Source organism: Dactylosporangium sp. CA-092794, assembly GCF_050948465.1.
Lineage (GTDB): Bacteria > Actinomycetota > Actinomycetes > Mycobacteriales > Micromonosporaceae > Dactylosporangium.
In genome coordinates this window covers 8,366,022-8,384,068 of sequence record NZ_CP192044.1, presented here as the reverse complement: position 1 = coordinate 8,384,068, position 18,047 = coordinate 8,366,022, and the positions used below count along the sequence as shown (strand labels likewise).

At 71.0% G+C, this 18,047-nt stretch carries 19 protein-coding genes; 6 read left to right on the top strand and 13 right to left on the bottom strand.

What is annotated here, in order from left to right:
• Window positions 1-42: 42 nt before the first annotated feature.
• Genes ACQPXD_RS35935 through ACQPXD_RS35910 form a run of 6 tightly spaced genes read right to left on the bottom strand, consistent with a single transcriptional unit; the run spans window position 43 to window position 6,585 of the window.
• Complete coding sequence (locus ACQPXD_RS35935) at window positions 43-1,503, bottom strand: NAD-dependent succinate-semialdehyde dehydrogenase (RefSeq protein ID WP_432825936.1); 1,461 nt, start codon at window positions 1,501-1,503, stop codon at window positions 43-45.
• On the bottom strand, window positions 1,500-2,519 hold the full coding sequence (locus ACQPXD_RS35930; RefSeq protein ID WP_432825934.1) for a dihydrodipicolinate synthase family protein: 1,020 nt from the start codon (window positions 2,517-2,519) through the stop codon (window positions 1,500-1,502). The genes ACQPXD_RS35935 and ACQPXD_RS35930 overlap by 4 nt, the downstream gene beginning before the upstream one ends.
• 9 nt (window positions 2,520-2,528) lie before the next feature.
• Entirely contained in the window at window positions 2,529-3,509 is a 981-nt protein-coding gene (locus ACQPXD_RS35925) for an ornithine cyclodeaminase family protein (protein ID WP_432825932.1), read from the bottom strand.
• Window positions 3,506-4,639 carry an FAD-dependent monooxygenase gene (locus ACQPXD_RS35920; RefSeq protein WP_432825930.1) on the bottom strand — a complete coding sequence of 378 codons (1,134 nt, stop codon included), beginning with the start codon at window positions 4,637-4,639 and terminating at the stop codon, window positions 3,506-3,508. The genes ACQPXD_RS35925 and ACQPXD_RS35920 overlap by 4 nt, the downstream gene beginning before the upstream one ends.
• Window positions 4,627-5,553: an MBL fold metallo-hydrolase gene (locus tag ACQPXD_RS35915; protein WP_432825928.1), complete on the bottom strand. Its 927-nt coding sequence runs from the start codon at window positions 5,551-5,553 to the stop codon at window positions 4,627-4,629. The genes ACQPXD_RS35920 and ACQPXD_RS35915 overlap by 13 nt, the downstream gene beginning before the upstream one ends.
• 12 nt (window positions 5,554-5,565) lie before the next feature.
• The gene (locus ACQPXD_RS35910; protein ID WP_432825926.1) at window positions 5,566-6,585 is read right to left on the bottom strand and encodes a VOC family protein; all 1,020 of its coding nucleotides are present in this window, start codon (window positions 6,583-6,585) and stop codon (window positions 5,566-5,568) included.
• A gap of 92 nt (window positions 6,586-6,677) precedes the next feature.
• On the opposite strand from ACQPXD_RS35910, the gene ACQPXD_RS35905 reads away from it, so the two are divergent.
• From ACQPXD_RS35905 to ACQPXD_RS35885, 5 genes are read left to right on the top strand one after another with little or no spacing between them, the layout of a single operon-like run.
• Complete coding sequence (locus tag ACQPXD_RS35905; protein WP_432825924.1) at window positions 6,678-7,160, top strand: MarR family winged helix-turn-helix transcriptional regulator; 483 nt, start codon at window positions 6,678-6,680, stop codon at window positions 7,158-7,160.
• The gene (locus ACQPXD_RS35900) at window positions 7,153-8,154 is read left to right on the top strand and encodes a fumarylacetoacetate hydrolase family protein (RefSeq protein ID WP_432825922.1); all 1,002 of its coding nucleotides are present in this window, start codon (window positions 7,153-7,155) and stop codon (window positions 8,152-8,154) included. Before ACQPXD_RS35905 ends, ACQPXD_RS35900 begins: the two co-directional genes overlap by 8 nt.
• The gene (locus ACQPXD_RS35895) at window positions 8,151-9,149 is read left to right on the top strand and encodes an amidohydrolase family protein (protein ID WP_432825920.1); all 999 of its coding nucleotides are present in this window, start codon (window positions 8,151-8,153) and stop codon (window positions 9,147-9,149) included. The genes ACQPXD_RS35900 and ACQPXD_RS35895 overlap by 4 nt, the downstream gene beginning before the upstream one ends.
• 10 nt (window positions 9,150-9,159) lie before the next feature.
• Entirely contained in the window at window positions 9,160-10,122 is a 963-nt protein-coding gene (locus ACQPXD_RS35890) for a fumarylacetoacetate hydrolase family protein (RefSeq protein ID WP_432825918.1), read from the top strand.
• Window positions 10,119-11,138 carry an LLM class flavin-dependent oxidoreductase gene (locus ACQPXD_RS35885; protein WP_432825916.1) on the top strand — a complete coding sequence of 340 codons (1,020 nt, stop codon included), beginning with the start codon at window positions 10,119-10,121 and terminating at the stop codon, window positions 11,136-11,138. Before ACQPXD_RS35890 ends, ACQPXD_RS35885 begins: the two co-directional genes overlap by 4 nt.
• Before the next feature lie 10 nt (window positions 11,139-11,148).
• Here the strand turns inward: ACQPXD_RS35885 and ACQPXD_RS35880 are convergent, their stop codons facing one another.
• The 7 genes from ACQPXD_RS35880 to ACQPXD_RS35850 are packed head-to-tail and all read right to left on the bottom strand — an operon-like array spanning window position 11,149 to window position 16,838.
• A complete protein-coding gene (locus ACQPXD_RS35880) occupies window positions 11,149-12,492 on the bottom strand; it encodes a hypothetical protein (protein WP_432825914.1) in 1,344 nt (447 codons plus the stop codon).
• A 16-nt stretch (window positions 12,493-12,508) separates the two neighbouring features.
• Window positions 12,509-13,282 carry an SDR family NAD(P)-dependent oxidoreductase gene (locus tag ACQPXD_RS35875; protein WP_432825912.1) on the bottom strand — a complete coding sequence of 258 codons (774 nt, stop codon included), beginning with the start codon at window positions 13,280-13,282 and terminating at the stop codon, window positions 12,509-12,511.
• Between the two features lie 12 nt (window positions 13,283-13,294).
• Window positions 13,295-14,188: an amidohydrolase family protein gene (locus ACQPXD_RS35870; protein WP_432825910.1), complete on the bottom strand. Its 894-nt coding sequence runs from the start codon at window positions 14,186-14,188 to the stop codon at window positions 13,295-13,297.
• On the bottom strand, window positions 14,181-14,981 hold the full coding sequence (locus tag ACQPXD_RS35865; protein WP_432825908.1) for an SDR family NAD(P)-dependent oxidoreductase: 801 nt from the start codon (window positions 14,979-14,981) through the stop codon (window positions 14,181-14,183). Before ACQPXD_RS35865 ends, ACQPXD_RS35870 begins: the two co-directional genes overlap by 8 nt.
• Window positions 14,978-15,409: a carboxymuconolactone decarboxylase family protein gene (locus tag ACQPXD_RS35860; RefSeq protein ID WP_432825906.1), complete on the bottom strand. Its 432-nt coding sequence runs from the start codon at window positions 15,407-15,409 to the stop codon at window positions 14,978-14,980. The genes ACQPXD_RS35865 and ACQPXD_RS35860 overlap by 4 nt, the downstream gene beginning before the upstream one ends.
• Before the next feature lie 5 nt (window positions 15,410-15,414).
• On the bottom strand, window positions 15,415-16,311 hold the full coding sequence (locus ACQPXD_RS35855) for an ABC transporter ATP-binding protein (RefSeq protein WP_432825904.1): 897 nt from the start codon (window positions 16,309-16,311) through the stop codon (window positions 15,415-15,417).
• Complete coding sequence (locus ACQPXD_RS35850) at window positions 16,308-16,838, bottom strand: nuclear transport factor 2 family protein (protein WP_432825902.1); 531 nt, start codon at window positions 16,836-16,838, stop codon at window positions 16,308-16,310. Before ACQPXD_RS35850 ends, ACQPXD_RS35855 begins: the two co-directional genes overlap by 4 nt.
• Before the next feature lie 194 nt (window positions 16,839-17,032).
• Between ACQPXD_RS35850 and ACQPXD_RS35845 the strand changes: the two genes are divergently transcribed.
• Entirely contained in the window at window positions 17,033-18,046 is a 1,014-nt protein-coding gene (locus ACQPXD_RS35845; RefSeq protein ID WP_432825900.1) for an ABC transporter substrate-binding protein, read from the top strand.
• Window position 18,047 lies beyond the last annotated feature (1 nt).

Genomic DNA, 18,047 nt, shown 5'->3' with positions numbered 1-18,047 from the left:
CCGACCGCGGTTCCCCACGCCGGTGCGGGTGCGGGCGGACGGTCACCAGGCGGTGGCGATGTACTTGGGTTCCAGGTACTCGGCCGAGCCGTGGAGGCCGCCCTCGCGGCCCAGGCCGCTGTGTTTCCAGCCGCCGAAGGGAGCTGCGGGGTCCGAGACGACGCCGCGGTTGATGCCGACCATGCCGCTTTCGAGACGGTCGGCGATGGCAAGGGCCTCGGCGAGGTCGCCGCTGTGGACGAAGGCGACCAGGCCCATGTCGGTGTCGTTGGCCAGCCGGACGGCGTCATCGGTGTCGGAGAAGGTGACGACCGGGGCGACCGGGCCGAAGACCTCGGTTCGCAGGATCTCCGCGTCCGGGGGAACGCCGGTCAGCAAGGTGGGGGAACAGAAGAAACCGCGGTCGGGCAGGGAGCGATGGCCCGTGGTGGTTCGGGCTCCCTGGGCGAGCGCCCTCTCGACGAGGGCCGTCACCTTGTCGCGGGCGGTGCCGCTGATCAGCGGGCCGAGATCCACGCCCGGGTCGAGGCCGTTTCCCACGGTGACCGAGCTCAGGGCTCGGGAGAACCGGGCAGTGAACTCCTCGGCCACGCTCTCGTGCACGTAGAAGCGGTTGGCTGCGGTGCAGGACTGCCCTGCGTTGCGCAGCTTGGCCGCCATAGCGCTCGCCACCGCGACGTCAAGGTCGGCGCTGGCGAGTACCAGGAAGGGCGCGTTGCCGCCAAGTTCCATGGAGCAGGAGATGACGCCGTCCGCGGCCGCGCGCAGCAGAGCCTGGCCGGTGGCGGTGGAGCCGGTGAACGACAGCTTGCGGACCCGGGGGTCGGCCAGCAGCGCGCCGACCACCCCTGGCGCGTCGCTGGTGGTCAGGACGGTGACGACGCCGGGCGGCAGGCCGGCTCGTTCCAGGATCGCGGCCAGGGCGACGGCGCTCAGCGGGGTCTCCGGGGCAGGTTTCAGCACGGCCGTGCATCCGGCCCCGATGGCGGGGGCCAGCTTCCGGGCGGCCATCGCGGAGGGAAAGTTCCACGGCGTCACGAGGACGGCCGGGCCGATCGGGTGCTGGCTGACCAGGATCCGGTTGTTCCCGGCGGGAGCGGTGCGCAACTCTCCGTCCGCGCCGAGCACCTGGGCCGAGTACCAGCGGAAGAACTCGGCCGAGTAGTCGACCTCGGCCCGCGCCTCGGCAATGGACTTGCCGTTCTCGGCGGTGATGAGCCGGCTCAGCCGCTCCTTGTCGGCGATCATCAGCTCGTAGGTACGGCGCAGTACCTCCGAGCGCATCCGCGGCGACGAGTGCGCCCACGTGCGCGCCGCTTCGGCCCCGGCGTCGAGGGCCAGCAGGGCGTCGGAGGGGGTGGCGTCCGCCACGGTGCCGATCACGCCTTCGGTGGCCGGGTCGACGACGGTCAGCACCTGGCGCGAGCTGGCCTCCCGCCAGGTGTCGCCGATCCGCAATGCCGTCGCCGCGCGGGGTTCGGTCTCGGGCAGGGACAGGGTCATGCCGGGTTCCGGCCGACGAAGAAGTCGCGGTACGGGTCCATGCTCGGATTGAGGCCCGAGTCGACGAGCCCCTTGCGCAGCGCGTTCATCTGGGCATCGTGGATCCGCTGCGTGGGTGCGCGCATCGGGCCGCCGTTGTAGCCCTGCAGCCAGCCCTCGAACTTCCAGGCCTGCCGGTTGATGAACCAGCCGCCGTGCAGCTGGGGGCCGACGGCCTGCTTGGCTTTGCGGGCCGGGTGGATCTGCCAGTAGAGGCGGGTCGCCTCGTCGTAGTCGCCCTTGGCGAGCAGGTCGAAGATTACCGGGATGGTCGGGCCGTAGTACTCGTGGTCGCTGGTGGCCGAGACCTGGATCGGGATGAGCTGCGACAACGGGATCAGGTCGGCCTCGATCGGGCAGCTGATCACCACCTCGTCGCCGAACAGCCGGTGGCACTCGATCAGGCCCATGATGCTCGGGTATCCGCCCTCGGCCTTGATGGCGACGATGTTCGGGCAGTCGTCGATCAGCCGCCGGATGACGCTCGTCGGGATGTCCGAGGGATGGATCCGCGGGGAGAAGCCCCACAGGTACATCGGAAACATCATCACGGCGAGGTCGGTGGCGTCGCAGATGGCCTTCGTGTAGTCGTAGATGTCCTGTTCGGACTCCGGGTAGAAGTTCGGGGGGTACGAGAGGAGCACGAGCTCGGCGCCGGTCGCCTCGGCCACCTGCAACGCCTCGAGGGCGTGCTCGAGATTGCTCCAGCTGGAGTGGTGCACGAACAGTTGCCGTCCGGCGGCCTCGTCGGCGGCGATCTCGCAGAATCGCCGGTACTCGGGCAGCGTGATGCTGACCTCCGAGACGAGCAGCGCGCCGGCGAAGCCGTACTCGAACTGCTTGCGTACGTCGTGCCGGATCGCCTGCTCGTTCATGCCCCGCAGGTCGTTGGTGAAGGACGGGATCAGGACGTTGATGACGCCCTTCAGGTGTTCACGGGCCCAGTCGCGGGCCTCCGCCTTGGTATACGCGGGCATGAGTTCTCCTTAGATGCCTTCGAAGGCGACGGGAAGCGGTGTGGTGAGTCCGGCGGCGCGGGCCCGCGAGAGGGCGAGCGAGGCGATGGCGATGTCCTGCAGGCCGCTGCCGACGGACTTGAACAGGGCGAAGTCCGCCGCACCGCCGATGCGGCCGGTCACCAGGTCGGACAGCGAGTGAACCTTGGACGTGAAGTCGATCCCGGCCGCGGCCGCGGCGAGGAAGTCCCCGGCCTCGGCGGTCGCCTCGCCGGGGACGTCGCACACGATCAGGTCGGCCCGGTCGATGAGGTCGGCGTCGATCTCGCGCTGCGACGGCACGGTCGAGCCGATCGACACCAGCGTGCGGCAGTGCTTCAGGTCGGCGGCCGAGACGATCGGCTGTTCGTCGTGGGAACGGGCGGCAGCGACGACCAGCTCGGCCTCGCGTACCGCCTCGGTGTTGGTCGGCGCGGCCCGGACCGGCACGCCCAGTTCGGCGCTGAGCTCCTCCGCGAAGGCGTGCCGCCGCGCCTCGGTGGTGCTGAACACCGTCACCTCGGCGATGTCGAGGACCGATACCAGCGCCCTGGTGTGCATCCGGGCCTCCAGGCCGCTGCCGAGAACGCCCAGGCGCAATGGCCCCCGCGAGGCGAGGTGCAGGGCCGCGAGCGCGGAGGTCGCGGCGGTCCGTACTCCGGTGATCGAGTGTGCGTCGACGAACGCGACGATGGCGCCGGATGCCTTGTCGAACAACACGATCAGGTATTGAGCCGTCGGCGAGGAGCCTCGGCGGCCGCCCATCACCTTCAACCCGAAGTGATCGCCGACGCCGGGCAGCGCGGGCAGCACGCGCATCCAGTTGCCGGCCGGCGTGGACGCGACGGCGCGCGGCGGCAGGGCGGAGTCCTCGGCCCCGGGGCCGTACACGATGGCGAGGGCCTCGACGCACGCGGACCAGTCGAGCGTCTGGCGGACCGCCGGCCCGGAGACGAAGTCGATGCCGGTCACGCGGGCACGCTCAGCCGAGCGGTGATCTCCTGCTGGCGGGCACCCAGGGCGGCGGCGAAGGCGGCCTTGGCCTGGGGATCCGGTTCCATCTCGTTGACCAGGATGGCGTGGGCCTGGTCCTGCACGTACTTCACGCGCTCGTAGCGGCGGGCCATGAACGTCTCCAGAGCCTGCGGAACCTCAGCGCCGTCGAGGGTTTCGGCGAGCACGATGGCGTCCTCCATCGCCATCCCGGCGCCCTGGGCCAGGTGCGGTGTCACCGCGTGGGCGGCGTCACCGATCAGCACCACGTGCCCCTTGAACCAGGGGCTGGGCAGGAAGACCTCCTCCAGCACGGCCCAGTGGATGTCGCTGTCCGGGCGGATGGTGTCGCGGACGTAGGCGATCAGCCCGCCCATCGGCCGCAACCGGTCCACGAGCATCCGCGACATCGCGGAGCGCTCGGGGATGTGCGACCACGAACCGGCCTCGACGACCAGCAGGTACATCGTCTCGGCGTTGAGGTGCAGCACGGTCGCCTTGGCCTGGCCGCTGTTCCAGTACTCACTGAGCACCATGTCCGGCTGCCGGCGCACCGCGAGCCGCCAGCAGGCGTACCCCGTCGCGACGGGGTCGTTGCCGGGGAACAGCCGGGTGCGCAGGGGGGAGCGGATGCCGTCGGCGCCGACCATGATGTCGTACCGGTTGCGGGAGCCGTCGCTGAGCTCGACCGTGACGCCGTCCGGCCCGTCGGTGAAGTCGGTCCAGGTGGTTGCGAGGCGGAGTTTCACGCCGCGGTCGGTGACGGCCTTGGTGAGGATGGCGTGCAGGTCGGCCCGGGTCATCGAGATCTGGAAGGGTACGTCCGGCGGATCCGTGGGCCGGAATTCCTCGATGAGCCGGCCGCCGGCCCCGAAGCGCCGGATGCCCTGGTAGTGGTAGCCCGCCGCGGCGACCTCGTCATAGACGCCGAGCCGCTGGAGGGCGCGCAACGCGTTGGCGGGGTGGTTGATGCCGACGCCGACGGTGAAGTTCTCCTCCTTGATCTCGGCGACGTCGACCTTCCAGCCGTTGGTGGCGAGCGTGAGGGCGGCGGAGAGGCCGCCGATCCCGGCACCGACGACGAGGGCGTTGCGGTTCAGGCGTGGCATGTCAGGGCCTTTCCGCCGTTGAGGGCCATCATGTCGAGCCGGGTCGCGGTCAGGTCGATCTCGGCGCCGGGCAAGGCGCCGTCGAGTTCGGCGTACGCCCGGTGCAGGTTCGCGACGATGCGTTCGGCATCGGCGAGGTGGTCGAACGGGTGCGGCCCGAGCGAACGCGCGGTTTCCAGCGGGGTGCGCCCGTCCTTGCGGCCCCGCTCGGCACACTCCAGCACGAACGTCAGGTAATCGATCTCGGTCTGAAACACCTCGGGACCGCAGAGCTCGCCGTGGCCGGGCACCACGACGGCCGGCCCCAGGTCACGCAGTTCGGCGAGGACCCGCAGCGACCCGGAGATCGAGCCCGCCGACATCAGCGGGGCCTGGCCGTTGAACGCGAGATCTCCGGCGAACAGCACGCCGTGCTCGGGAATCCAGGCCACCAGATCGCCGACGGTGTGCGCCGGGCCGCCGACGCCGCGTACCTCACACCGCAGATCTCCCGCCCAGAGCGTGAGCGAATCGGTGACCGTGAGATCCGGACGAGTCCTGCCGAGCCGGCCCCACGCGACGGCAGGGAACGGGCCGTGCGGATCGGGTCTGGTGGGAACGAGCTCGAGCATCGGTGCGCGGGCCGCGTCGTGGGTGACGACGACCGCGCCCTCGAACTGCGAGTTGCCGTTGGTGTGATCGGTGTGCCAGTGCGTGTTCACCAGAACCCGGACGGGCAACGGCGTCACGGCCGCGATCGCCCGGCGCAGCGCCGTCGTGCGGGCCTCGGTCGCCGCCGAGTCGACCAGCACCACGCCGTCGTCCCCGACCAGGAATCCGCAGTTGTTGATGAACCAGCCACCATCGGGCTGGAGGTAGGCGTGGACGCCGGGGGCCACCTCGACGGTCCGCGCGTCGGCGATCGATGTGCTCATGGAAAGGCGCTCCTAAATCGGGGCCGGGACCCACAGGCCGGAGTCCTCACTGGTCGCCGCGTCCAGCGCGAACAGGTCCTCCAGCCCACCGGCGGTGCCCCACTGGTCGGCGTAGTCCGGCGTCGCGGGCCAGATCCGCGGCGTCCACGCGTCCTCGTCGGCGATGCACTCCAGCTCGGTCGTGTACTCCACGACGTTGCCGAACGGGTCGGCGAAGTAGGAGAAGGTGTTGTCCCCGGCGCTGTGCCGGCCCGGTCCCCACAGCGCGGCGTGGCCGTGGCGCAGCAGCCGGCCGGTGCCGCGCATGTATTCGTCCAGGCCGCGCATCTCGAACGAGATGTGGTTCAGCGTCACCTTGTCGCGCTGGGCGATCGAGAGGCAGTGGTGGTCGGAGGACAGGCGCAGGAAGGCCATCCGCTCGGTGAGCCAGTCGGACAGCCGGAAGGCCAGATGTCTCTGGTACCACGCGATGGTCCGGCGGACGTCGGTGCTGTTGAGCACGACGTGGCTGAGCTTGCGCGGGATCGACTCGCCTTCCTCGAGGTCGCGGAACGGCTTGGGTGCGACGTCGGCGGAGACCTCGATGAGGCGGCCGTCGATGTCGAAGAACCGCATGCCGTAGCCGCCGCCGGGGGTGTCGAGCGGGCCCGGCGAGCGCACCATCTTGACGCCGGCGGTCGCGAGCTCTTCGAACAGCGTGTCCACGGACCGGCGGCTCTTGGCGGCGAAGGCGACGACGTCGATCCGCTTGTCGGTCGCCTGCCGGAGCCGGATCACGAACGGCTCGGGGCTGCCGACCGAGCCGAGGAACACCACGCCGCGGTCGTCCGCGATCCGGTAGAGGCCCCAGATGCCCTCGTAGAACGCGACGGTCCGGTGCAGGTCGGGCACGGCCAGCGCTACGTGCCGCAGGCCGCTCAGGTGCGCTCGGGCCGCCGTCTCGGACGGCCGTTCGGGCCCGAGCGGCGCCGCCGGAGGCAGGATCCGTGGCGTGAAGGTGGGCGGCTGGGCGCCGGTGATCAGGTCGGTCATGCGGTCACCTCTCTTCCCTGCTGAAGGTGACTCGCGAGATGCCGACTGTCAAGTAGTTGACGTAAACTAGTTGACGGTCGTACAAAGGTTCAGTGACCGAGACAACCGGCGTGGTGCCCGACCGGCTCGTGGTGGACCGCCTGATCTATCTGATGCACCGGATCCGTGTCAGCACGTCCGAGGCGGTGGGCGCGGCACTGGCCGATGTCGACCTCAACGGCACGCAGGGCCTGATCATCGAGAGCCTCTACGAGCTCGGCGAGGTGGGCGCGGCCGAGCTGGCGCGCCGCTGCCTGGTCAGCCGGCAGGCGCTCAGCGCGCCGCTGGACAAGCTCGAGCAGCGCGGTCTGGTCTCGCGGCCGGCCTCGCATCACAGCGCGCGGGTGCGCCCGGTGTCGCTGACCGCCGAGGGCCGGGCCGTCGCCGAGGTGGCCCGCCGCCGGGTGGCGGCGCTGGAGACGGCGTCGCGGGAGATCTTCGGTACCGAGGATCTGCAACGGTTCACCGCGATGCTCGAGCGGTACGCCCAATTCTGGGACGACACCGCCGAGGCGGCCGGAGGGCGCCGTGGCTGAGGCGGTATGGGACAACCTGCCGAAGATCGGCTTCGGGTTCGCCCGCCTCGACCTCGGCGACGGACCCGAGCTGGCCGCCGTCGCCGGCAGCGGCATCTACCCGCTGCGCGCGATCGTGGACGACGCCGGCGCGGTGGCCGACCTGCTGCCCGGGTGGGACGCCGTGTGCGATCGGGTCGAACGATGGCTTGCCGGCGGCGCGACCGCCGCGGCGGCGGTGACGCCCCGCGCCGACCAGGTGCTCGCCCCGCTCGCGGCGCCGCAGATCTTCCAGGCCGCGGCCAACTACCGCAAGCACGTGATCGACCTGATGGTCGCCTCGCCCCGGCCGGAACACGCGAACGCGAGCCCGGCGGAGCGCCGGGTGTTCGCCACCGCGCTGATGGACCAGCGGGCCGCATCCGGGACACCGACGGTCTTCGCCGGTCAGGTCAGCAGCCTGAACGGCGCCTTCGGAGCCGTCGAGATCCCGCCGATCACCGAGGAAGCCGACTGGGAGCTGGAACTGGCGGTGGTGCTGGGCCGCGACGGCTATCTCGTGCCGCGCGAGTCGGCGTGGGACCACGTCGCCGGCTATACGATCGCCAACGACATCACCATGCGCGACCGGATCTACCCGACCGGCGACAGCTCGCGCGGGGCGGACTGGCTGGCCTGCAAAGGAGCGCCGACGTTCCTGCCGCTCGGGCCGATCGTCGTCCCGGCCCGATACGTGCCCGACCCGTCGGCGCTGACCATCACGCTCCGGCTCAACGGCGAGACGATGCAGAACGAGGCCGTGTGCGACATGATCTTCGACATTCCCCGACTGATCGAGCACACCTCGGCGTGCGCGCAGCTGCGCGCCGGGGACGTGCTGCTGACCGGGTCGCCCGCCGGCAACGGCGCCCACCACGGCCGGTACCTGCGCCCCGGCGACGTGATGACCGGCAGCATCACCGGGCTCGGGACGCAACGGACCCCGGTGGTCGCCTCCACTCGAGGCCTCCGGTGATCGACCTGCATGCCCACGCGTCGTCGCCCGAGGCCACCCGGCTCGCGGCGCGGATGCCCGGGTACGCCGCTCAGCTCACCGCCTCGGCGGAGCGCTACCGCGACCCGCACACGGCGGCGCACATGGCCCGCGTCCAGCCGGAGTGGGACGTCCTGCTGTCCGACGTCGATGCCCGGCTCGCCGCGATGGACGCCGCCGGTGTCGAGCTTCAGGTCGTTTCCGTCAACCCCGGCCAGTACTGCCACTGGGCGGGCGAGCAGGAGGCGTCCGTGCTCATCGACGCCGTCAACGACGACCTCGCGGCGCTGGTCGCCCGGCGCCCGGACCGCTTCCTGGCCCTGGGTGCGATCGCGCTGCAGCATCCGGTCCTCGCCGCCCGGCAGCTCGACACGGTGCTGGACCGCCGGGGCTTCGCCGGCGCCCAGATCTCTACCCAGGCCGCCGGCCGGGATCTCTCGGATCCGGCCTTCGACGTCCTGTGGGAGGTGGCGCAGCGGCGGCAGGCGGTCCTGTTCGTGCATCCCCTAAGCTGCCCGCAACTGACCGGACGGCTGGCCCCGGCCTACCTCAACAACGTGGTCGGTCAGCCCGTCGAGACGGCCATCGCGCTGTCCCACCTCATCTTTGGCGGCGTCCTCGACCGGTTCCCGCACCTGCGGTTCTGCCTGGCGCACGGCGGCGGATACCTGCCGACCTACCTCGGGCGCAGCGAGCACGCGTACCGGGTCCGCCCGGACAGCCACACGATGCGGCATCCGCCCCGGCACTACCTGCGCCGGATGTGGTTCGACCTGGTGGTGCACTCGCCACAGGTCGCCCGGGCCCTGATCGACGTGGTGGGCGCCGACCGCGTGGTGATCGGCACCGACTACCCGTTCGACATGGGCGTCGAGGATCCCGGCGCCCTCGCCGGCGCGGTCGACGGCCTCACCGGGGGCCTCCTGCGCGACAACGCCCGCCGCCTGCTGGCCCGGACATCCGCGACGAACTCCTGAGAGGCATCACATGCGCTGGACCGCGTACCGCTCGCCCGACGACGGAACCCGCCGTCTCGGCCTGGTCGAGGGCGAGGAGGTCCTCGAGTCCGCGGACCACACCGGCCTGCTGGAACTGCTCGGTGACGACGGGACACGCCTGGCCGAGGCGGCCGCACGGGCCCGATCGGCCCCCGCGGCCCGGCGCCGGCTCGACACGCTCCGCCTCGAGGCACCCATCCCGGTGCCACCGTCGATCCGCGACTTCATGGCGTTCGAGGAGCACCTGCTGCCGATCCTCGCCGCCCGTGGCGCCACCCTTGACCCGGCCTGGTACGAGTTCCCGGCGTTCTACTTCACCAACCCGGCGGCGGTGCTCGGCCCGACGGACGACGTGCCCTGCGCGCCGGGCGGCGCCGAGCTCGACTTCGAGCTGGAGATCGCCGCGGTGATCGGAGCCGCGGGCCGTGACCTGACACCGGAGCAGGGGACGGCGTGTATCGCCGGCTACCTGCTCATGTCCGACTGGAGTGCCCGTGACCTGCAGCGCCGCGAGCGCGGGATCGGGCTCGGGCCGGTCAAGGGCAAGGACTGGGCAACGTCCTTCGGCCCGTACTTCGTCACCCCCGACGAGCTTCCGCTGGACCCCGGCGGCCGCACCCCGGACCTGCGGATGACCGCCTCCGTCAACGGTCGCCCCTACTCCGGCGGCCGGCTCAGCGAGCTCTTCTGGACCTTCGGCCAGATGATCGCCTACGCGTCGCGCGGCACCGAGGTCCGGCCCGGCGATGTGATCGGCAGCGGCACGGTCGGGACCGGGTGCATCGCCGACCTCGCCGCCCGGCACTCGCCCGAGGAGTACCCGTGGCTGCGAGCGGGGGACGTCGTCCGCCTGGAGGCCGGTTCCCTCGGTGCGATCCAGGCAACGCTCGTGCCCGCTCCGCCCGTCGTTCCGCTCGGAAAACCGTTGCGCCCCAAGGAGATCCACGGATGAAGCACTCGATCGTCTTCTCGGTCCGCTCCTTCGCGGTGCTCGCCGACGCCGCCCGTTTCGTGGAGCGGCGCGGCCTGGACCGGGCCTGGGTGACGGAGACACCTGGTCGTGACGCGCTGATGCGCGCGGTGGAGGTCGCCGGGCGCACCGAGCGGATCGGTGTGGGCACGGGGATCGCCTATGCCTTTACCCGTCATCCGCTCGCGGCGGCCGCCGCCGCGATCGAGGCCAACGAGCTCACCGGCGGGCGTCTCACGCTCGGCATCGGGTCCGGTCCGGCGGATTTCCGTTCCGCATTGGGCGTCGAGTTCGACCGCCCGGCCGCCAGGTTGGGGGAGTACCTCACGCTCGTCCGGCAGGCCCTGGTCGCCACCGACGGCATCGACTTCCGGGGCGAGTTCTACTCCGCGGCGCTGCAGACGTTCGGCAGCGCCGTTCCTCCGCAGCGCCGTGAGGCCATCCGGGTCTACGGCTCCGGCATGTCGCCCACGTCGCTGCGCGTGATGGGCCGCGTGGCGCACGGCATCGCCCTGCACCCGCTCGGGGCGTTCCCGCCCTACCTCGACGAGGTCGCCCTGCCGGCCATCGCGAGTTCCGGGGGTACGCCGGCCGTGGCCGCCTGGTGCGTCACCAGCATCGATCCCGATGCGGGCCGGGCCCTGCGGGAGGCACGAACGAGGCTCGCCCTCTACCTCTCCGTGCCCGGCCTGTCCCGGGTCGCCAGCGGCACCCGGTGGGAGGCGGACGTGACCAAGCTGCAGGAGGCGGCTCCCGCCCACAACGAGCGTCCGGACTGGAACGCGCTCGGCGAGCTCGTGCCCGAGGCGCTGGCGCACGAGCTCGCGGTGATCGGCACGCCCGAGGAGGCGGCCCAGAAGCTGGCCGCCCGCGCCCGGGAACTGCAGCGGCGGGGGATCGACGAGATGGTGCTCCAGCCGGCGGCAATGGGCGGCTCGGACGCCGACGTCCTGGCGACGATCGAGGCGACCGCGGCGGCCTGGGACGGCGTGCGCTGATCCCGTCCCGTCAGAGCCCGCACTCCCGGGCGACCGCGGCGAGTTCGTCGTCGGTCAGCAGCCGGCCGCGCCGGGCCATCGACTCCTGGGCTCGGGCGCGGAAGGCGTCGACGCCGTCGTGCGTCGGCGTGAAGCCCAGCTCCATGAGCTTGTCCCACGAGGTGAACGGGCCGCTCATCTCCGTGAGCGGGATGCGCAGGGCCGCGCCCACCCATTCCGGGGAGATGCAGTTGTGCAGCAGCGTGTCGACGTCGAACTCCTGGGTCATGAAGTCCATCCCGCCCCAGTTGTAGACCTTCTCGCCGGTGACGGGCTGGTTGTAGGCGCGCCGGTACCCCGTCATCTCCTCCGCTGCCCGGGACAGGTGCGTGAGCGTTCCAGGGTCGATGCCCGTCGACACCCCGTAGGCGGCCTCGAATGCCGCGACGGTCGTGGCGAGGTCGGCGTTGCCCGGCCCGCCGCAGTAGCCGTTGACCGAGACCTCCACGACGTCGGCGCCCGCGCGGGCGGCGGCCACGGCGACGGCGACGGCGAGGCCGAAGGTGTTGTGGGGGTGCAGCCCGATCCGGGCGTCCGGGGCGAGGGCGCGCGTGCGGCGGACCAGCTCGGCCATGGCCTCCGGTGTCATCGCCCCGGGGCCGTCGAAGAGCGCGATCTCGTCCGCGCCCGCCTTGGCCAGCGCCTCGACGGACTCGATGTGCCGCGCGTCGTCGAGGTAGGACACCATGAGCATCGGCACCGTGACCGCGAGGCCGAGGTCCTTGGCGGTCGTGATCAGGTCGAGCGCCCGCCGCAGGTAGCCCGCGCGGTCGGTGGGCTGGCCGAGGGTCCGCCAGTCCTGGCCGTTCCAGGTGGCCGCGAACAAGTGGGGCTCGTACATGGTGGAGGCCGGACCCCACGGCGGGAGCCAGATCTGGACCGCGTCGAAGCCGGCCGCGGCCGCCGCTTCCAGGTCGGGCGTCCGGAAGACCATGGGGCAGGTGATCCGGCAGTTCGGGTTCAGGCCGCGGATCTCCGCCACGTCGCGGCGGGCCTCCTCGACCGGGCGGTTGCGCACGTTCGCGACCACGATCTCGGGGATGCCGGAGGCGACCAGAGCGCGCAGGAACGAGCGCTTGGCCTCGGCCGTCGTGACGACGCCCGGGAGGCTTTCAAGCGACCTCATAGTGACATCGCGCAGCGCGATGGTGGCGGGAACCGCGCCGACGACGTCCCGATCACGGTTCAGCGGGCTCACCGACCACCGGCCGGGCTCGTACGCTCCCGGCCGGCGCATCGCGGCGATGTCGGCCCGGAATCCGGCCCGCTCATCGTCGGTGAAGACCTCGGGCTTGCGGTCCGCGGATTGCGTCATTCTCTGCTCCTTGAGCTCAGGCGGCCATGACGCCGCCGTCGACGGCGAAGTTGGCGCCGGTGACCCAGGTGGCCTCGTCCGAGGCGAGATAGACGGCGCACCAGGCGATGTCGTCGGGTACGCCGAGCCGGCCCACGAGGGTCCGGGCCTTGACGATCTCGCCGGCCGGGCCGCCGGGCAGGCCGGCGAGCGCGGTGGCGTGCGTCCGCACCAGTCCGGGGGCGATGGTGTTCGCGCGGATGCCGTCCGGACCGCCCTCGACGGCGAGCTGCTTGGTCATCGAGAGCACGGCGCCCTTGCCGGCGCAGTGCGCGAGCATGCTGAGGTGCCGGCTACCGCGGCTGGCGTTGACCGAGGCGAAGTTGATGACCGACGCCCCTTGCGCCGCCTGGAGCAGGGGCCAGGCCTCCTGGCAGGCGTGGAACACCAGGTCGACCTCGCCGGCGATGGTCGGCCGCCACTGCGTGTCGAAGTCCATCTCGTCGACGGGGGCCATGTGCGGCGGGATGGCGGCCGCATTGACCAGCACGTGTGCGAGGCCGTGACGTTCCCGGGCGACCGCGACCCAGCGGCGGACGTCCGCGCGGTTCGTGAGGTCGACCGGGTGGACGGACTCGATCGGCGTGCCCGCCTCCGCGGCGGCATCCACGGTCCGCTGGGCGCTGGCGGGATCGATGTCGCAGCCGATCACCGTCGCGCCCTCGGCGGCGAACCGCAGCGCGACGCCCTGTCCGATGCCGGCGCCGATGCCGGTCACGAGTGCCACCTTGCCCTTGAGCCGGTCAGCCATAGCAGGTCTCCCTCAACGTTCGAAGCCGAACAGCTCGGCCGGGTTGCGTACGAGCAGCCGCTCCCGGGCGGCCTCGGTCGGAGCCATCTGCGCGATCAGGTCGACGAGCAGGCCGTCGTCGGGCGCGGCTCCGGTGATGTTCACGTGGGGATAGTCCGTACCCCACAGGACACGCTCCGGGAAGCGGCAGACGAGCGACGCGGCGAGAGCCACCGCGTCGGCGTAGGGCGGGCCCGTGCGCGACAACCTGTCCACGCCGCTGAGCTTCACCCAGACGTTTCCGCGGTCCAGCAGCGACATCAGCGCCCGTGCCGGCGGCCCGTCGAGGCCCTCCCGCAGGTCCATCCGGGCCATGTGGTCGATGACGACCGGTGCCGGGATGTCACCGATCAGGGCCGCGTGCCGGACAATCCCGTCGTCCTGGACATGGATCTCGGCGTGCCAGCCGACATCGGCCAGCTTGTGCACGATCCGCCGGGTGTGCTCGGGCTGGGGATCCGGCCCGAGGTGGTTCACGAAGTGCAGCCGGGCGCCGCGGACACCGGCCGCGTCGAGCCGCCGGATCTCGGCGGCGCCGGTGTCCGCGCGGAGGATCGCGACCCCGCGGCGGCTGGCCGGATCGGCGGCCAGGGCATCCAGCAGCAGCCGGTGGTCGCTGCGGTACCCCGAGGACTGCACGATCACCGCGCGCTGGAAGCCCAGGAAGCGTTGCCGGTCCGCCACCTCCTCGTGCGGCGCGTCCACGGGCGTGAACGCCCGGTCGGGCGCGTAGGGGTAGCGGTCGGCCGGACCGAAGACGTGGCAGTGGGCGTCCGTGGCGCCGGGCGGCAGCACGAGGCTCGGCTTGCTGGGCCGGGGGTGTGGTCCCGGGTTGCCGGGGGAGGGGATGAAGGCCGTCTCAGTCACAGCGCGCTGTCATCCCGCCGTCGACGACGATCTCCGTGCCGGTGATGAAGCGCGACTCGTCGCTGGCGAGGAAGAGCGCGGCGTGCGCGGTGTCGCGGCCGTCGCCCATGAAACCGAGCGGAATCCTCGCCTGGCGTTGCCGCAGCAGGAGCTCGACGTCACCGCCGGCGCGCTGTCCCGCCAGGCGCGCTGCCACCATCGGTGTGTGCAGCTGGCCGGGGACGACGGTGTTCACCCGCACACCGTCCGGCGCGTACTGCACCGCCGTCACCCGCGATAGCTGGATGATCGCGGCCTTCGCCGACGCGTACGCGACCTGTGCGGCGCCCGTGTAGCGCAGGCCCGAGGCGGAGGAGATGTTCACGATCGAACCGCCGCCGCCCGCGCGCATGACCGGGACGGCCGCCTTGCAGCCGAGGAAGACGCTGGTCAGGTTGATCTCCACCTGTGCGTTCCAGTCGTCGAGACTCAACTCCGCCACCCCGCCCGCCCGCGACCCGCCGACGTTGTTGACGAGGATGTCGAGCTTGCCGTACTCCTCGACGCAGGCCGCGACGAACCGCTCCGCCGCCGCCGGATCCGTCACGTCCGCGAGCAGGACGGTTGGCGTACCACCGACCTCGCGGACCTGCTCCGCGGTCACGTCCAGCGCGGCCGCGTCGCGGTCGACCAGGACGACGCGGGCGCCCTCGCGGGCGAAGAAGACGGCCGTCGCCCGTCCGTTGCCCCAGCCGGGGCCCACGCTGCCGGCCCCCGTGACGATGGCGACCTTGCCGGCCAGGCGGCCGGTCATCGCGCTGCCCCAGCCGCGGTGACCTCGAGGGCGACGACGAGGCGGGAGACCATGTTGTAGGCCGCGACGACGACGACCAGCTCGACCAGCGCCGCGGCATCGAGCAGGGCGGCGATGTCGGCGAAGACCTCGTCGGGCACGCGAACGCTGCGCGTCATGGTGTCGATCAGCCGCAGGACGGCCGCCTGGAGCGGGGTGAACGCGGAGATGTCCACCTCGTCGTCGCGCAGCGCCGCCATCTGGCCGGCGGTGAGCCCGGCCGCGGCGGCATCAGCCTCGTGGGAGTCCCACTCGTACCCGGCGTCGTTGAGCACCGCGATCCGCAGGACCGCCAGCTCCCGCAGGTCCGCCGGCAGACCCGCTCCGCCCCGCAGCGTCCCGAGCAGGGAGTTCCAGCCGTCGGCCACCACCGGTGAGTGCAGCAGCATCCGGTCTATGGGGCGGAGAAGGCCGTCCGGACGCCGGGCCCGGATGCGTTCGGCGACTTCTCCGGATCCGTCGGCCTCGGGTATGCGTGCCACGCCTGTCTCCTGTCGTCGGTGTCCACGGTCGACTGCCCATCCGCACGGCGGTCTCCGCGGATCTCTTCGAGTACGCGTGTGCGGAGTTCGGCGAAGCGGGGGTGGGCGCGGGTGGTGATTTGGTTGCGGTTGGTGCCGAGGTCGATGGTGAGGTCGTCGACGACGTGGGTGGGTCGGCCGGCCATGACGATGACGCGGTCGGAGAGGTAGACGGCTTCGTCGATGTCGTGGGTGACGATGACGACGGTGATGCCGAGTTCGTGGCGGAGCTGGAGGGTGAGGTCTTCGAGGTCGAAGCGGGCTTGGGCGTCGACGGAGCCGAAGGGTTCGTCCATCAGCAGGATGGGGGATCGGTAGGCGATGGCGCGGGCGATGGCGACGCGTTGCTGCATGCCGCCGGAGAGTTGCCATGGGTACTTGTGGGTGACGTCGGGCAGGCCGACGGCGTGCAGGCTTTGCCGGGCGCGGGTGCGGCGTTCGGCTTTCTTGACGCCCGCGCCTTGGAGGGGGAAGGCGACGTTGTCCTCGACGGTCATCCAGGGCATGAGTGAGCCGCGGTAGTCCTGGAATACCACCGCGATCTCGGGCAGGGGCTTGGTGACCACCCGCCCGTCGACCGTCACGCTTCCGGCGGTGGACCGTAACAGGCCCGAGAGGCAGCGCAGGAGGGTGGTCTTGCCCGCGCCCGACGGTCCGACGATGCAGACCAGCTCCCCGGCTGCCACGGTCAGGCTGACCCCGCCGAGAACCTCGTGAGCAGCCGCACCCGAGCCGTAGGTCAGGTGCAGATCGTCGACGACGAGTGTCATGGCTTCGTCTCCAGGTCGGGGCGTGTTCCGGTGAAGTGGTCCATGCCGATGAAGAAGTAGTCGAATCGCCAGCAGCCGTCCGGCTCGCGGCGTGCTCTGGCGGTGTAGATGACGCTCGCTCCCAGGAAGAGGCCGTCCGCCGCGACCGATACCTGGCCGTACGCGAGCGCGTTCGCCGTTCCCGCGACGAGGTCGAGCTCCTCGACGACGATGTTGGAGACGAGGTGGCGGCGCTGGCCCGGCAGCTCGCCCGCCACGGCGGAGAGGCCCTTCTCGACCTCGCCGCGGCCGTGCCACGAGGTGATCGGCTCGGCCGAACCGAGCGCGACCTCGTACACGACGTCCTCGGTGAAGCACGAGGCGGCGACATCGGCGCGGTGCTCGTCGTGGCCCATGCCGAACCGGTAGAAGGCCTCGGCGATCTGGGCGCGGGCCGCGAGCGCTTCCGGGCTCCAGTCGGCCGGTCGCAGGGGCTGCAACGAGACCTTGCCTGTCCGGTGTGCCCATGCTTGGGGTGGTTCGGTCACGTCGTCTCCCTACTCGATGGCACCTTGGAGGAGCCTAAGTCGAGTCCGGCCAAGTGTCCACACTTTTGTGTCCAGACATCGACAAGCCTGTTAAAGGGCCAGCACGATGTGCTTGACACGGCGAATCTGTCGACAGTACGTTGCGCCATGTGGTGAGACTGTCGTCACAAACCGTCCTCCGGAAGGAACGAAAGATGCAGGTCAACGTTCTCGTGAGTCGGCGGAGGGCTGGCATTCTCGGACTTGCCGTCGTCGCCGCCCTGTCCCTCGCCGCCTGCGGGGATGCGAGCAGCGGCAGCAACAGCGCCGATTCGTCCGGTGGCCTGACGAAAATCACGGTGCTGCGCTCCGCGGGTTCCACCTTCGAGCCCCTCTACATCGCGCAGGATCAGGGCTACTTCAAGGCCAACGGCCTGGAGGTCGAGATCAAGGCCGGCGCCTCCGACCAGTCCCAGAACGCGCCCTCCGTTCTGCGGGCCGAGGCCCAGTTCGCCATGGCGGACAGCGTCCAGGTCACCAAGGCCGTCGCGGCCGGCCTCGGCATCCAGATGGTCGCCGGCCTGCAGTCGTCGACCACGACCACCGAGCCGTCGGACGGGCTGGCCGTGGCGAAGGACAGCCCGATCAAGTCTTTCGCCGACATCGGTGGCAAGACGATCGCCCTGCCCAACCTCAAGGGCAGCGTCGAACTGATCTGCGACTACCTCGCCGAGCAGGCCGGCGTCGACCCCAAGACGATCCATTACGTCGCCCTGCCGCTGAACTCGATTGTCGATTCCCTGAACAAAGGTCAGGTGGACGGGGCGTACATCTTCTCGACCTTCCTCGACGCCGCCCGCAATGCCGGAGACCGGATCATCGGTCAGGGCATGAACACCCTGCCCGGCTTCCCGCAGGCGGTGCTCTTCGCCGGCACCGACTGGCTGAAGAAGAACGCCGACACCGCGAAGAAGTTCGTCGACGCGGTCTCGAAGGGCATCGACTACGCGAACAAGAATCCGGAAGCCGTGCGCGATATCGACACCAAGTACACGCAGTTGTCGGCGGATTACATCAAGAATCGGACCATTCAGACCTTCTACGCCGAGATCGACAAGGACACGATGGGCATTCTCGTGACCAAGATGCAGACCTTCGGGATCGCCGAGAAAGCGCCCGATCTGTCGTCGCTGATCTGGAGCGATGCCCCGACGGGCGACATCAAGTGAC